The following is a 13,740-nucleotide window of genomic DNA, read 5'->3' as shown; positions in this document are numbered from 1 at the left end:
CGAGGGGAACGCACGTGACTGAGAGCAGCCCAGCGCGCGACGACGAGCTTCCTCCCACCGCCTGGGCCGTGCTCGGGGTGTTGTCCTTTGGGTCAGAACTCTCGGGCTACGACGTCAAGAGATGGGCCGATCAGAGCCTGGCGTTCTTCTACTGGGCGCCTTCGCAGAGCCAGATCTACGGCGAGCTTCGGCGGCTCGAGAGTCGCGGCCTGGTCGTCTCGCGCGTCGAGCAGACGCACGAGGCGAAGTCGCGGCGGCTCTACGGCATCACCGACGACGGTGTCGCGGCGATGCGGCGGTGGGCCGACGACATCTCACCGGAGGCTGTCGTTCTCAAGCACCCGATCGTCTTGCGAGTGTGGGCGGCTCACATGGGCGATCGGAATCGCCTGGCCGAGATTCTGCGGCAGCACCGTGAGACGGCGCTGACGCGCGCGGACCAGGCTCGCCTTCACGCCGAGCACTCCGCCGACGTTCCCGAATGGCACTTCTCGTCGGTCGCTCTGGAGTGGGCCGATCGCTACTACCGTGACGAAGCCGCGCGCACCGAGTGGTTGATCGAACGGCTGTCTCGCCAGAACGACTACACGCCGTAGCCGCCGTCGACGTCGAGCTTGTGCCCGGTGATGAATCCGGCACGTGACGACGCAAGAAAGGCCACGGCTTCGGCGATGTCATCCGCACTGCCGAAGCGTCGCAGGGGGATGTTGGCCATGGCTACCGCGAGCGCTCTCTCATCGAGGTCGCCTGAACTCATGAGTCGCGCAGACATGCCATCGGTGAGCATCCCGGGCCCGACGCAATTGACGCGGATGCCGAAACGGCCTTCTTCGGCGGCCAAGCCGCGGGCGAGGGCTTCGATGCCGCCCTTGGGCGCGGCGGAGAGTCCGTCGCGGACCGGATATCGAGTGGTCGCTGCCGTGGTGACCGCGACGATTGACCCCGCGCTCGCGCGCAGTGCAGGGAGAGCGGCGTGGGTCACGGCGAAGAATCCGTTGAGGTCGTCGGTGACCTGCTGGGCGAACTGCTGCGGCGAGACTCGAGAAAGGTGCACCATGGGCACGTGTGGACCAGCCGCGTGGACGAGCGTGTGGATGCTTCCCCAGCGTTCGAAAATCTGCGCGATCACTGCCGCCGTAGCATCGGCATCGGCGACATCGAGAGCGTGGGCTTCTGCGGCTTCGCCTAGTTCAGTGAGGAGCTCGTCGGGGCGTGTCCGGCGATAGGTGAGCGCGACGCGAGCGCCTCCGCTCACCAGTCGGCGCGCGATCGCAGACCCGATTCCGCCAGATCCGCCGGTGACGATCGCTACGCCGTCGGTAGGAAATTCCTGGTGCTGCTGAGTCGATTTGGTGTCCCTCATGGCTGAACCATAGCATTCGACCGAACAAACGCATGTTTGGTAGTTGTCACGAACCGCACGCTGTGTTTGACTAAGCAAGCATTTGGTAGTTGTCCGCTCAACGAAGAGAGGGAAGGGCACATGCAACGCATCAGAGTGAAAGCAGCATTCGCAGCCTTGGCCGTATCCGCACTGGCGCTCGCCGGTTGCGCAGGAGGAGACACGACGTCACCCGACGACAACGCCTCCTCCGAGGGTCCGATCAGGGTTGTGGTATTCGGAGGCATCGGCGCGGAGGGCATTCTTGCCAACAACGCCACCACCTCTGTCACGGCGGCACAGGCTTCGGTCGCCGCGGTCAACGAGATGGGGGGAATCCTCGGCCGCGAGGTTGTCATCGACGTCATCGATGACACCGCAGACCCGACCGTCGCGGTGACGCGTCTGCGGGAACTGATGGCGAGCGACGAACGTCCGCACGTCGTCATGAACTCGGGTCCGTCGACGGTGGCGGACGCCATGATCCCCATCCTGACGCAGGAGCGGGTTCTGTCGTTCAACATTGGTCCGACACCGACCTCGGGTGACCCGTCGGTCAGCCCATACAACTTCGACCTGTCGGCCTCTGTGCCCGACTACCTCGGGTCGTTCACGTATGAGCTCGGCGAGCGCGGCTACGAGAACGTCGCTATTCTCCACGGCTCCAGCGCCTACGGTGAGCTGTTCGGCTCGCTGACGCAGGAGACCTTCGCGGAGGCTGGCTTTACGATCAGCGGCGCCCAGGGCTACGACAACGCATCGCTCGACATGACCCCGCAGCTGGAATCGCTGCAGGCCACGAACCCTGACGTGCTCGTGCTCGACGCCTACGGCGCGCCGCTCGGCTACGTTTTGCAGGGCATCGAGCGTCTCGGCTGGGACATCCCGATCATGGGCAACACCTCGGTGTCGGCCACGGGCCTTATCGCTACCGAACCGCCCTCGGGCGTTCTCGGAACCGATCAGGTGCGCAACCTCACCATGCAGGTGTTCAAGAGCACGAAGTTCGACCCGGCAGCGACCGAGGTCAACGAGGCTGTTGAGCGCATGGCGGCCGCGGGTGACATTCTGTCGTCGCTGATTCTGGCCTACAACTACGATGGCATGCTGCTGGTCAAGGCTGCCGCCGAGTCGGCGGGCTCGATCGACGATGTCGATGCGCTTGCCGCAGCTCTGCTCGACGAAGAGGTACAGCAGGCCGCGAACACGCAGATGATCTCGTGGTACCGCTTTACCGCTGACTCGCACACCCCGCATGTTGCACCCGAGGACTTCTTGTTCATCGGGCCGGGGCCGCTGGTCAACGGTCAGTACCAGTAGTCATCAGAGAATCATGAGAGCGGGGGTCTGGCGCGCTACGCCGGCGTCGGGCCCCCGCTCACCCCTACTCACTCAGTCTGGAAGGACGACAGGTCCATGACGATCATCATGTCCGGACTCGCCATCGGAGCCGTCTACGCGCTCGTGGCGATCGGATACAACATCGTCTTCCTCTCGCAGAAGACGTTCAACTTCGCGCAAGCCGCGCTCATGATGCTCGGCGCGTTCGTCGCCTACATGGGCATCGCCGTCCTCGGACTTCCCTGGTGGCTCGTCGCCATCGTCGCTGCCATCGTCATCGGCGGTGTCGCAGCATTGGAGGAGGTCGTCGCCATTCGCCCGGTGAAGGACCACCACAACCTGCTGGTCACCACGCTCGGTGCCTCCATCATCATGGAGGGCGTCGCTCAGCTCATCTGGGGTGGTGAACCGCGTCGCGTTCCGTTCTTCCTCGGCGACGGGGTGATCGACCTTGCGGGCGGCCGGGTGTATCCGGTTGAGATCGCACTCGTGATCGTCGTCGTACTCTTGGTCGTCGCCCTCACCCAGTACTCGAAGCGGTCGATGACCGGTATCGCACTGCTGGGCATGAGCGAAGACCGCGAGGCGGCAATGCTGCGCGGCGTCAACGTGCGTCGCTTCGCCTTCTGGGCCTTCGTCTTCACGGGCGTGCTGGCCGGTCTGCTGGGTGTTCTTGTCGGCCCCAAGACCTACGCTGTCGCCACGCTCGGTGCGGCTCTCGCCATCAAGGGCTTTGTGGTGCTCGCGATCGGAGGCTTTGGCTCGATGTGGGGCACCCTCGTCGGTGGCCTCATCGTTGGGCTCACCGAAGCCCTGGCCGCGAGGTACATCGGCGGAGACTTCGCGAACCTCTCGGTCTTCTTCATCCTCATTGTGATCCTCATGCTCAAGCCGACGGGCCTCTTCACCCGTCGAACAGAACGGGCGGTGTAACCTCATGGCTTCGTTGTGGTTGAAGCTCCGCGCCATCCCCGGCTGGGTGTGGCCCCTGCTCTTCGCCGTGATCCTCATCCTGTTGCCGTTCATCGGGGCCCCGTATCCGATGATCCGCCAGGTCGAGCTCACGATCATGCTTGCCCTCATCGTCTCCGGGTTGAACCTGTCGCTCGGCTACGCGGGTGAACTGGCCATGGGCCAGGTCGCGATGTACGCGGCCGGTGCCTACGCCGCGGGCCTGGTGAGCAAGGCCGGCAACACCGATCTGCTCTTCCAGCTGCTCGTGGGCGCGGCCGCCGCGCTCGTCGTGGGCCTCATTTCGGGGATTCCCGGGCTGCGCTTGGGCGGATGGTCGTTGGCGATGACCTCGTTCTTCCTCATCCTGCTTGTGCCCGATGTCTTGTCACTCTTCAAGTCGGAGACGGGCGGGCGCAACGGGCTCTCGGGAATCCGCCCTGCGACGCTGTTCGGCGAGATGATCGACAGCCGCACCTACTACGTGATCATCATCGTGGTCGGCATCCTGTGGTTCGCCGCCATGCGCAACATGATCGTTTCGCGCCACGGCATCGCACTGAGGGTGCTGAAGCAGAGCCCCGTTCTGGCCTCGTCGATGGGCATCTCGGTGTTCCGCACGAAGCTGTCGGCCTATGCCATGGGCGCGATTCCGGCCGGCCTCGCTGGCGTGCTGTTCGCGAACCTCGACCTGTTCTTGTCCCCGGAGGCCTTCGCGTTCTCCTTCGCGATGACGGTGCTCGCGGCGTCAATCTTCGGCGGGTCCGCGAGCGTCTATGGCGCGATCGTGGGCGCGTTCGTGCTGCAATTCGGCATGAACCAGTCGACGAACTTCCAGGAATACGGCCTCATCATCACCGGTACCTTCCTGCTCATCGGCGGCGTCGCCTTCACCGGCGGAATCTCTGCCCTCGCTCGGCTGCTCGTTCGTCGGGCCGACGCCGCGGCGAGAGCGAAGACCGGCTATGTCGAGGCGCCGGCGTCGGAAGCCATCGTCGAACGGCGCGAGGGTGCCTTGTTGCGCACCGACAACGTGTCGAAGGCGTTCGGCGGAAACCAGGCGCTGAGCGATGTCTCGGTCGAGGCGAAGCCCGGGGCGGTCACCGCGATCATCGGGCCGAACGGCTCGGGCAAGACCACCCTGCTGAACATGATTTCGGGCTTCTACCGCACCGACCAGGGAACCATCACGATCGATGGCCAGGCGGTTCACGGGCTCTCGTCTTTCCGTGTCGCGCGCTCCGGTGTCTCCCGCACCTTCCAGACCCCGAATGTGCCGGAGAAGCTGACGGTGCTCGAGGCCGTGGAGGCCGGACGGTATGCACGCGATCGCTCGTCAATTCTCGCCGCCGTTCTTCGTCTGCCGAGCTACTGGCGGGTGACCCGCGATGACCGGATCGAGGCTGAACGAGCGCTCGCGCTCGTGGGCCTGAGCGAGCAGCGTCACGCCATGGCAGACTCGCTGCCGCTCGGCAACCGACGTCTGCTGGAGGTAGCGCGCAGCCTCGTTGGCTCGCCGAAGGTTCTGCTGCTCGACGAGGTCGCATCGGGTCTCGATGAAGACGAAATCGAAGTACTCGCGAGCTTGATCCTGCGACTCCGCGACTCCGGCATGACAGTGGTGCTCGTCGAGCACAACTTCCGTCTCGTGCTCCGTCTTGCCGACGTGATCTACGTGCTCGCCCAGGGCAAGGTCATGGCGCAGGGCACCCCCGACGAAATTGAGAACAACCCGCGCGTCATGGAGGAGTACCTCGGTGTGACTCCAGAAGACGAGGCGAACCAGACCGGAGGCCACCATGAGTGACGAGGTGTTGTTGCAGGTCGAGAACCTGCAGACCGGCTACGGCGATTTGCAGGTCGTGCGCGATGTCTCTGTGACGGTGCGTGCGGGTGAGATCACGGTTTTGCTCGGGCGCAATGGAGCAGGAAAGACGACCACTTTGCGCGCGATCACCGGTCTCAACCGGGTGACCGCGGGAGAGGTTCGTTACCTCGGCGAGACGATCACCTCGGTGCCGTCGCACGCTCGGGTCTCCCGCGGCATGTCGTACGTGCAGGAGGGCAAGCGCATCTTCCGTGAGCTCACGATCGAACAGAACCTTCTCTTGGGAGGTTTCTCGACCGGCGAGCGCAAGAAGAAGTTGCAGCAGCACGTCGCCGAGATCTATGACCTCTTCGCCATTCTGGGGGAGAAGCGCCACCTGCCGGCATCGAGTATGTCGGGTGGGCAGCAGCAGATGCTTGCCATCGGTCAGGCTCTGATGGCTCGCCCCAAGCTGCTCATTCTCGACGAGCCCAGCCAGGGTCTGGCGCCCGTGGTCGTCAAGGAGGTGCTCGAGCGCATTCACGCCCTCAAGGCCACCGGCATCGGAATCCTGCTCGTCGAACAAGACGTGCAAGATTCTGTGGCGATCGCCGACGAGGTGTCGGTGGTCGAGATGGGCCGTACCGTGTTGACGGGACCGGCGGAAGAGATCACCTTCGGGCAGATTCAGGCCGCCTACTTCGGTACCGCGGCCTGAGCCGATTCACGCCTCGTTGGGCAGGTTGGTCCAGCCGCGGCTCTTGGCGCGGCCGTACCAGCCGGAAGCGGCCAGCGTGCCGCCATCCACGGGGATGGTGTGTCCGGTGACGAACCGCGCCGCGTCGGAAGCCAGGAAGGCGATCACCTCGGCGTAGTCGTCTGGGTGCCCGAAGCGTCCGAGCGGAACCCACGATCGAACCAGGTCTGGGTCCCGGCCGTCGAGCATGAGGGCGGCAGGAGTCTGCGGCGTGTCTGCCAAGTCGGGTGCGATCGCATTGACTCGAATACCGCTCGGACCCAGCTCGACGGCGAGACTCTTGGTGAACGCTGACACCGCAGCCTTGTAGCCCGAGTAGACCGCGTTGCCGGGTATTCCCCGGTAGGCCTCGACGGTGGAAACGTTGATGATGGTTCCGGATGCTCGCTCGATCATTCCCGGAATCACCAGGTGCGAGACCGTGAGCACGTGCCAGAAGTTGAGCTCGTGCAGTCGGCGCCATTGGGCGGGGTCGCTCTTGTGGAAGACGGCGCGAGCTGGCCGGAAGTCACCCACATTGTTCACCAGCACGTCGACGCGGCCGTTGGAGACGTTGTGGATCACCGCGCCGAGCTGCGCGAGAGTGGCGTCATCGGTGATGTCGCCCACCACCAATTCGCAGCGCGAACCCTGGGCCACGAGATGCTCGCGAAACGGGAGGGCAGCCTCGGCATCGATGTCGACGACGATGAGATCGTAGCCGTCTGCCGCAAGCCGTCTGCTGGTGGCACCACCGATTCCGTGCACTCCACCAGTAACAACTGCCAGGGGTCGCGAGGAAGAAGCCGTCATCGCACAAACCTAGCATTTGGTTGGTAGGGTGGACGAGATTCGCACCGCGGCGTGAGGAGAGACACATGAGCCTGACCATTGATCTGCAGGGCACCGTCGTTCTGATCAGCGGCGGTGGGCGGGGAGTGGGCAAGGGCATCTCGACACGCTTTCTCGATGCCGGCGCCGAGGTGGAGATCTGCGGGCGCACCGCCCCCGAGGTGCCCGTGCAGAGTTCAGGTCGCACCGCGATCTTCCGCGAAGCCGATGTGCGTGACCCCGAGGCCGTCGATCAGTGGATCGCCGACGTGGTGGAACGGCACGGGCGCATCGACACCCTGGTCAACAACGCCGGCGGTGGCCCGTTCTCGCGCTTCGAAGAGGGCTCGCCGCGCTACATGCGCGCGATCACCGAACTGAACTTTCTCTCGGCTGCCTTCCTGAGTCGCGCCGCGTACCCTCTCTTGGCCGCGACGCGCGGATCGGTCGTCAACATCACGTCGATCAGCGCTCGTCGCCCGAGCCCCGGCACGGCGGTCTACGGTGCCGCGAAAGCCGCGCTCGAGAGCCTCACCCAGAGCACCGCTGTCGAGTGGGCCCCGCAGGTGCGGGTGAACGCCGTCAGCTGCGGACTCGTCGCGACGGATGCTGGCCTCGAGCACTACGGAACTCCCGAGCAGTTCGCCCGGGTCTCCGCGACTATCCCGCGCGGCCAGCTGGCATCACCCGAAGAGATCGGCGCCGTCTGCGTGATGCTCGCGTCGCCGATGTCGAGCCACATCACCGGCGCCGTGCTACCGGTCGACGGTGGCGGCGAGTGGCCGGCGTTTCTTGCCCACACCCCTAATGCCGACATCATGCGGCCCAGAGAAAGTGATCCCTCATGACCGAAGCAGTCATCGTCTCCGTCGCCCGCTCGCCGATCGGTCGCGCCCACAAGGGCTCCCTGAAAGACATGCGCGCTGACGACCTCGTCGTCCAGATGATCCGCGCCGCCCTCGATCAGGTTCCGGAACTGGACCCTCAGACGATCGAAGACATCATGATCGGCTGCGCGCAGCCAGCGGGCGAGCAGGGCTACAACATCGGCCGGATGGCGAGCCTACAACTCGGCCTTGATGGCGTTCCGGGAACGACGGTGCACCGCTACTGCTCATCGTCGCTGCAGACCACACGGATGGCACTGCACGCGATCCGTGCCGGCGAAGGAGACGTCTTCGTCTCGGCCGGAGTGGAAACCGTCTCCCGTTTCGGAGCGGGAAAGTCCGACGGCATGCCCGACACCAAGAACCCGGCCTATGCCGACGCGATGGCGCGCACGCAGGCCCTGGCGGCCGACCCCGAGGCGGTGTGGAGTGATCCGCGCGACCGCGGAGAGCATCCCGACATCTACATCCAGATGGGCGACACTGCCGAGAACGTTGCGCAGTTGCGCGGGGTGTCGCGCCAGGCGCAGGACGAGTGGGCCGTGCGCAGTCAGAACAGCGCCGAGGCCGCTGGCGCGCGCGGGTTCTGGCAGAAAGACATCACCCCGGTCACCTTGCCCGACGGCTCCGTGGTGTCGACCGACGACGGGCCCCGCGCAGGAGTCACCCTCGACGGGATCTCGGGGCTGCAGCCCGTCTTCCGTCCGCACGGCACCGTCACGGCGGCGAACTGCTGCCCCCTCAACGATGGTGCCGCGGCACTGGTCGTGATGAGCGACGTGCGCGCGAAAGAACTCGGCATCACCCCGCTCGCCCGCGTCGTCTCCACCGGAGTCTCTGCCATCAGCCCCGAAATCATGGGCTTGGGGCCCGTGGATGCGGTGCGGCGAGCCCTCGACAACGCTCGCATGTCGATTTCGGACATCGACATTCTTGAACTCAACGAGGCCTTCGCGGCGCAGGCGTTGCCGAGTATCGACGACATCGGCATCGATCCCGAGCGGGTCAACGTGAACGGCGGAGCCATCGCGCTCGGCCACCCCTTCGGCATGACCGGGGCTCGCATGGCGACCACCGCGATCCACGCTCTGCAAGAGCGCGATGAGCAGTTTGCGATCGAGACCATGTGTGTCGCGGGCGGCCAAGGCATGGCGCTTCTGCTCGAGCGGATGAGCTAGACCTCATGAGCGGGGTGCTCGAGGGCACCGCTGTCATCGTGACAGGGGCCGCACACGGACTCGGTCGGGCGTATGCACTCGCCGCGGCTGAAGCGGGGGCAGGCGTCATCGTGGGCGACCTTCGTGCAGAAGGCGTGCACGAGACGGTCGATCTCATCAGCACGGCCGGCGGTACGGCGGTCGGGGTGGTGGGTGATGTGGTGCAGCCGGAGACAGCGCAGTCTTTCGTCGACACCTGTCTCGCCACGTTCGGCCGGCTCGATGGTCTGGTCAACAACGCCGGTGTGATCTTTCCGGGCTCCTCGCTCGACCTGTCGGCGCGAGATGTGCGACTGCTGGTCGACGTGAATGTGACCGGCAGCATCCTGTGTGGGGTGGCCGCGGCACGCGCCATGCGAGACGCGGGCACACCCGGCTCTATTGTCAACGTGAGTTCTGGCGCGTTGCAGGGCCTGGACGATCTGGCACTGTACGGGGCGACCAAGGGGGCGACGGCGTCACTCACGTACGGCTGGGCGCTGGAGTGGGAGAGGTACGGGATTCGCTGCAACGCCATCGCCCCGCTAGCCCACACCGCGATGTCTGATCAGATGAACATTCCCGACGAGCACAAAGGGCCAGACCCGGCCCTGATCGCTCCGGCTCTCCTGCACTTGCTGAGTGCCCGATCGGCGCCACTCACGGGGCAGATCCTCCGGTTCGACGGCAAGCGTTTGGGCCTCGTCACACCGTCACATCTGACCATCGTGACGGAGCGCCCCACCTGGAGTCCCGAAGATGTCGCGGAGGCACTCGCCGGTGTTCTCGCACCCGGCGTCGCGCCCGTCGGGCTCATGAACTCACCGCGCCCGCAGTGGGTGGTTTCGGACTGACGGGCCCTCGCTCAGACGAGCGGCCTCACAAAGGTGTGGATGTCGCTGGCAAGTTCGTGCGGAATCTCGTAGGCCGAAAAGTGGCCTCCCCGGGGCAAGTGCGACCAATGCACGAGGTTCACATGCTGCTGGGCCTCAGCCCGCGGCATGTACAGCACATCGCGCGGGGTGATGCCGAACCCGACGGGGGTGGGAGACGGCCCGGAGCGTGGCAGGGGCGGCGGGATGCGCTCGCCGAAGTTGTCGCGGTAGAACCGCATAGAGGTGCCGATCGTCTGGGTGAACCAATAGATCGATGCGGTCGTGCAAAGAAAGTCGCGGTCGGCCGCGACGTCGTCGAGGGTGTCGGGATCACGCCAGTTGCGGCGTCTCTCCCAGATCCACGCAGCGAGGCCCGCGGGCGAGTCGTTCAGTGCGTAGGCGAGTGTCTGAGGGTCGCGTCGGTGCACCTCAAGGTGGCTGGTGACGGTCGGTCGCGCTGCGGCCATCTGCTCGAACATCCAGCGCTCATCTGGTGCGAAGCGGTCGGCGCCGTCGAGCGAAGGGGTCACCCCGGGAATCGTCTGCAGGGTGGAGTAGGCGCCGATGACGTGCTCTGGGTAGAGCTGGGCGAGCTCGCCGGTGACTTTCCCTCCCCAGTCGCCTCCGACAGCCGCATAGCGGTCATACCCCAGCACGTCGTGCATGAGGGTGTTCCAGAGCTCGGCGACGTCACGGCAACCCATCGGCCGGCGAAGGGGGCTCGAGAAGCCGAACCCCGGCAGGGAGGGCACAACCACATCGAACGCGATCTCACTGGAGATGCCGTGGGCGGCGGGATCGGTCAGTGGACCGATGACCTGGTTCCAATCCCAGAAGGTCCAGGGCCAGCCGTGACTGAGGATGACCGGGACGGTTCGTTTACCCTCTCCGCGCACCCACTGGAAATGGATCGGAACGTCGTCGAGAGTGACACGGAATTGGGGGACAGCGTTGATGCGCTCTTCCTGGGCGCGCCAGTCGAAGTCGCCGGACCAGTAGTCGAGCATGTCGGCCACCCACGCGCGCGCCAGCCCGTAGGAACCATCGTCGTTCGCGAAGTCATCGGGCACGCGCGCTTGTCGAAGACGCCGGCGCAACTCGTCGAGATCATCGTCAGAAACCGCCAGGGTGAAGGCCTCGAGGTCAAGGGTCATCTCACGCACTCTCTCGGGAGGAGCCCAGCGGCTTCAGTCTCGGCGCTGAGCCTTGCGGCCACAAGACTTTCACCATAGCCTCAATAGCAAGCAAGCGCTCGTTAGGAGAGGCCGCATGGCAAAGACGCCAGCCGTAGATGTTCAGTCGCAGGACTACCTCGAGAACCCCAACGCCGCACTGGGGTGCCCGCACGCGCGCCTCGCGCATCAGGAGGGAATCTCGGGCACCGAGTACTTCCGCTACGAGACGGTGCGTTCACTGTTCCGTGACGACCGGGTGCGGCCCAAGACTGCCGATGTGTACCGCCAGATGGGGGTGCAGGAGGGAAGCCCGATTCTCGAGTTCCTCGAGAACGGCAACTTCAACATGATGTCGCAGGAGGGGCACGATCGCATTCGGCCCCTCGTGCTCAAGGGCTTCCGCCCGGTCCGCATCAAGGACGCGGAGCCGCTGATTCAGTCCATCGCCACTGACCTCGTCGACGGCATCCTCGAGCGCGGAACCACGGCCAATCTCGTCCACGACTACTCGCATCACGTCTCGGTGCGCACCATCTCCAACTTTGTCGGGGTGCCTCCGGAAGACGTGCATCGCTTCGAAGACGCCACGGTCGAGTTGATCCTGCTCGGGGCGATACCCTTCGAGCCGGGCATCCCCCGCTTGGAGCAAGCCCTTCGTCAGATCTTCGACTATGTGAACTCGCTCGTCGATCAGCGTCGTGCGGCGCCCGCGGACGATTTCATCAGCGACCTCATCGCCATTCAGGCTGAGGGTGGCAAGCTCAGCCAGACCGAGCTTGTCTGGTCGATCGTCTTCTTGCTTCTCGCCGGGCACGACACCACCCGTGCGCAGATCGCGTCTACGGCGCGGATGCTGCTCGACGCGGGACTGTGGGAGGCGGCCAGCACCGACCCCACCGTCGTGCCACGTGCGGTGAAAGAGGCATTGCGGCTCTACCCCGCCGCCCATCGCTTTCCGCGCATCGTGATCGACGAACTGGACATCGAAGGTATGCACTTCGAGCCCGGCGGACGCATCGCGATGAACCTCACCGGCGCCGCCCGCGACCCCGAGGTGTTCGAGAACCCTGACCAGGTTGACCTCGACCGTCCCGCACCCGGCTGGGACCTCGGGTTCGGCTTCGGCGGCCATCACTGCATCGGGTGGGCACTCGCCACAGCCGAGATCACCATTGGCGTGCAGACCCTCGTCGACCGTCTGACCGATGTCGAACTGGCTGAGAAGGTGATTTACAAGGTGGGTGGAACCATCGGCGGGCCGGAGTACGTGAACGTGACGTTCCGCGCTCGAGAGGGCGCCTCCTGATGGTCGACCTCTCGTCGGCCCGCAAGATCACTATCGCTTTCCCCGACCACGAGCTCGAGGCTCTGCGGGAGCGGCTGCGTCTGACGCGCTGGCCTGAGCTTGCCGGAGCCGACTCTGACCGGTATGGCATCGAGGTGTCGTATGTCAAAGAGTTGGTTGACTACTGGCTTACGCAGTACGACTGGCGCGCGGCAGAGGCCCGGTTCAACGCCTACGATCACTACCTCGCCGAGGTCGATGGAGAGACCATCCACTTCCTGCACCGGCCCTCACCCCGGGCCGATGCGATCCCCGTCATCTTGACGCATGGCTGGCCGTGGACGTTCTGGCACTGGAGCCGGGTCATTGAGCAACTGGCAGACCCTGCTGCGCATGGGGCCCCGGATGCTCCGGCCTTCGAGTTGATTGTTCCGTCGTACCCGGGCTTCGCGCTGTCGTCACCGTCGACGCGCGACGACTTGAACTTCTGGAAGATCGCCGACCTGTGGCACGAGCTCATGACCGGTGTGCTCTGCTGTGAGCGCTACGGGGCTGGAGGGGGAGACTTCGGAGCGCTGGTCACCGCCCAACTGGGCCACAAGTTCGGTGACTCCGTGATCGGCCTGCACGTGAGCACTCCCACCCCGCTCGACATCTTCCAGGGCGAGCGGTGGTGGGACATCACCGAGGGGCGGGTCTCGCCGCCGGACGCCACGCAGGTCGAGCGCGATGGCCTGCAGGCCTACATGAAGAAGTTCGTCGCCCACATCGCCGTGCACATGCTTGATTCGCAGACGCTCACCCTGGGGCTCGCCGACTCGCCGGTCGGCCTGCTCGCGTGGCTCGTGCGGCGATACCAGCTCTGGGTGGATCACCGAGGTGACCTCGAGTCGGTGTTCTCGAAAGACGATCTGCTCAGCGTGGTGACGATGTTCTGGCTGACGAACACGATCGGTTCGAGCATCCGCACGTACGCGAACTCGGCACTGTACCCCTGGGCGCCCGAGCACGACCGCGTGCCGCAGATCGAGCCTCCGACCGGCATCACCTTCTTGGGGTTCGAGAACCCGCCCGGGGTGACCGCGGAGCAGCGAGCCCAGGCCTACCTCTCGGCCTCCGCGTCGCGAAGCCCGAGCGACCGCAGTGCGCGCTGGTACAACCTCGTGAACGTCAAGGGTCACGAGCGCGGTGGCCACTTCGCAGCGTGGGAAAACCCCGAAGCCTGGATCACAGACATGCGCGAAACGTTCCGTCTCGTGACAAAGGAGAACTGAC

General features: G+C 65.1%; 13 protein-coding genes. 10 read left to right on the top strand and 3 right to left on the bottom strand.

Going from position 1 to position 13,740, the window contains the following annotated elements; genetic code table 11:
• The first annotated feature begins 14 nt into the window (after positions 1-14).
• On the top strand, positions 15-596 hold the full coding sequence (locus FK219_RS02710) for a PadR family transcriptional regulator (protein ID WP_165638019.1): 582 nt from the start codon (positions 15-17) through the stop codon (positions 594-596).
• On the opposite strand, the gene FK219_RS02705 is transcribed toward FK219_RS02710, so the two are convergent.
• Positions 584-1,363: an SDR family oxidoreductase gene (locus tag FK219_RS02705; RefSeq protein ID WP_152582164.1), complete on the bottom strand. Its 780-nt coding sequence runs from the start codon at positions 1,361-1,363 to the stop codon at positions 584-586. The genes FK219_RS02710 and FK219_RS02705 overlap by 13 nt on opposite strands.
• Before the next feature lie 66 nt (positions 1,364-1,429).
• On the opposite strand from FK219_RS02705, the gene FK219_RS02700 reads away from it, so the two are divergent.
• The 4 genes from FK219_RS02700 (at position 1,430) to FK219_RS02685 (ending at position 6,198) form a co-directional block, all read left to right on the top strand.
• The gene (locus tag FK219_RS02700) at positions 1,430-2,701 is read left to right on the top strand and encodes an ABC transporter substrate-binding protein (protein WP_210416753.1); all 1,272 of its coding nucleotides are present in this window, start codon (positions 1,430-1,432) and stop codon (positions 2,699-2,701) included.
• 96 nt (positions 2,702-2,797) lie between these two features.
• The gene (locus FK219_RS02695; protein WP_152582163.1) at positions 2,798-3,655 is read left to right on the top strand and encodes a branched-chain amino acid ABC transporter permease; all 858 of its coding nucleotides are present in this window, start codon (positions 2,798-2,800) and stop codon (positions 3,653-3,655) included.
• A 13-nt stretch (positions 3,656-3,668) separates the two neighbouring features.
• Positions 3,669-5,480: a branched-chain amino acid ABC transporter ATP-binding protein/permease gene (locus FK219_RS02690; RefSeq protein WP_210416752.1), complete on the top strand. Its 1,812-nt coding sequence runs from the start codon at positions 3,669-3,671 to the stop codon at positions 5,478-5,480.
• On the top strand, positions 5,473-6,198 hold the full coding sequence (locus FK219_RS02685) for an ABC transporter ATP-binding protein (RefSeq protein WP_152582161.1): 726 nt from the start codon (positions 5,473-5,475) through the stop codon (positions 6,196-6,198). The genes FK219_RS02690 and FK219_RS02685 overlap by 8 nt, the downstream gene beginning before the upstream one ends.
• 6 nt (positions 6,199-6,204) lie before the next feature.
• Here FK219_RS02685 and FK219_RS02680 read toward each other — a convergent pair whose 3' ends face one another.
• Positions 6,205-7,029 carry an SDR family NAD(P)-dependent oxidoreductase gene (locus FK219_RS02680; protein WP_152582160.1) on the bottom strand — a complete coding sequence of 275 codons (825 nt, stop codon included), beginning with the start codon at positions 7,027-7,029 and terminating at the stop codon, positions 6,205-6,207.
• A gap of 65 nt (positions 7,030-7,094) precedes the next feature.
• Between FK219_RS02680 and FK219_RS02675 the strand changes: the two genes are divergently transcribed.
• Genes FK219_RS02675 through FK219_RS02665 form a run of 3 tightly spaced genes read left to right on the top strand, consistent with a single transcriptional unit; the run spans position 7,095 to position 9,984 of the window.
• On the top strand, positions 7,095-7,895 hold the full coding sequence (locus FK219_RS02675; RefSeq protein WP_152582159.1) for an SDR family oxidoreductase: 801 nt from the start codon (positions 7,095-7,097) through the stop codon (positions 7,893-7,895).
• Complete coding sequence (locus FK219_RS02670; protein WP_152582158.1) at positions 7,892-9,112, top strand: acetyl-CoA C-acetyltransferase; 1,221 nt, start codon at positions 7,892-7,894, stop codon at positions 9,110-9,112. Before FK219_RS02675 ends, FK219_RS02670 begins: the two co-directional genes overlap by 4 nt.
• Positions 9,113-9,117: 5 nt before the next feature.
• Positions 9,118-9,984, top strand: a complete 867-nt coding sequence (locus FK219_RS02665; RefSeq protein ID WP_152582157.1) for an SDR family NAD(P)-dependent oxidoreductase — start codon at positions 9,118-9,120, stop codon at positions 9,982-9,984.
• 11 nt (positions 9,985-9,995) lie between these two features.
• Here the strand turns inward: FK219_RS02665 and FK219_RS02660 are convergent, their stop codons facing one another.
• Positions 9,996-11,159, bottom strand: a complete 1,164-nt coding sequence (locus FK219_RS02660) for an epoxide hydrolase family protein (protein WP_152582156.1) — start codon at positions 11,157-11,159, stop codon at positions 9,996-9,998.
• A gap of 115 nt (positions 11,160-11,274) precedes the next feature.
• Here FK219_RS02660 and FK219_RS02655 point away from each other — a divergent pair, with 115 nt between their 5' ends.
• Positions 11,275-12,486 carry a cytochrome P450 gene (locus FK219_RS02655; RefSeq protein ID WP_152582155.1) on the top strand — a complete coding sequence of 404 codons (1,212 nt, stop codon included), beginning with the start codon at positions 11,275-11,277 and terminating at the stop codon, positions 12,484-12,486.
• On the top strand, positions 12,486-13,739 hold the full coding sequence (locus tag FK219_RS02650; protein ID WP_152582154.1) for an epoxide hydrolase family protein: 1,254 nt from the start codon (positions 12,486-12,488) through the stop codon (positions 13,737-13,739). The genes FK219_RS02655 and FK219_RS02650 overlap by 1 nt, the downstream gene beginning before the upstream one ends.
• Position 13,740 lies beyond the last annotated feature (1 nt).

It is taken from the genome of Microcella pacifica (genome assembly GCF_009371975.2).
Lineage (GTDB): Bacteria > Actinomycetota > Actinomycetes > Actinomycetales > Microbacteriaceae > Microcella > Microcella pacifica.
The sequence above is the reverse complement of the archived record's forward strand: the minus strand, read 5'-3'. Positions and strand labels throughout refer to the sequence as shown.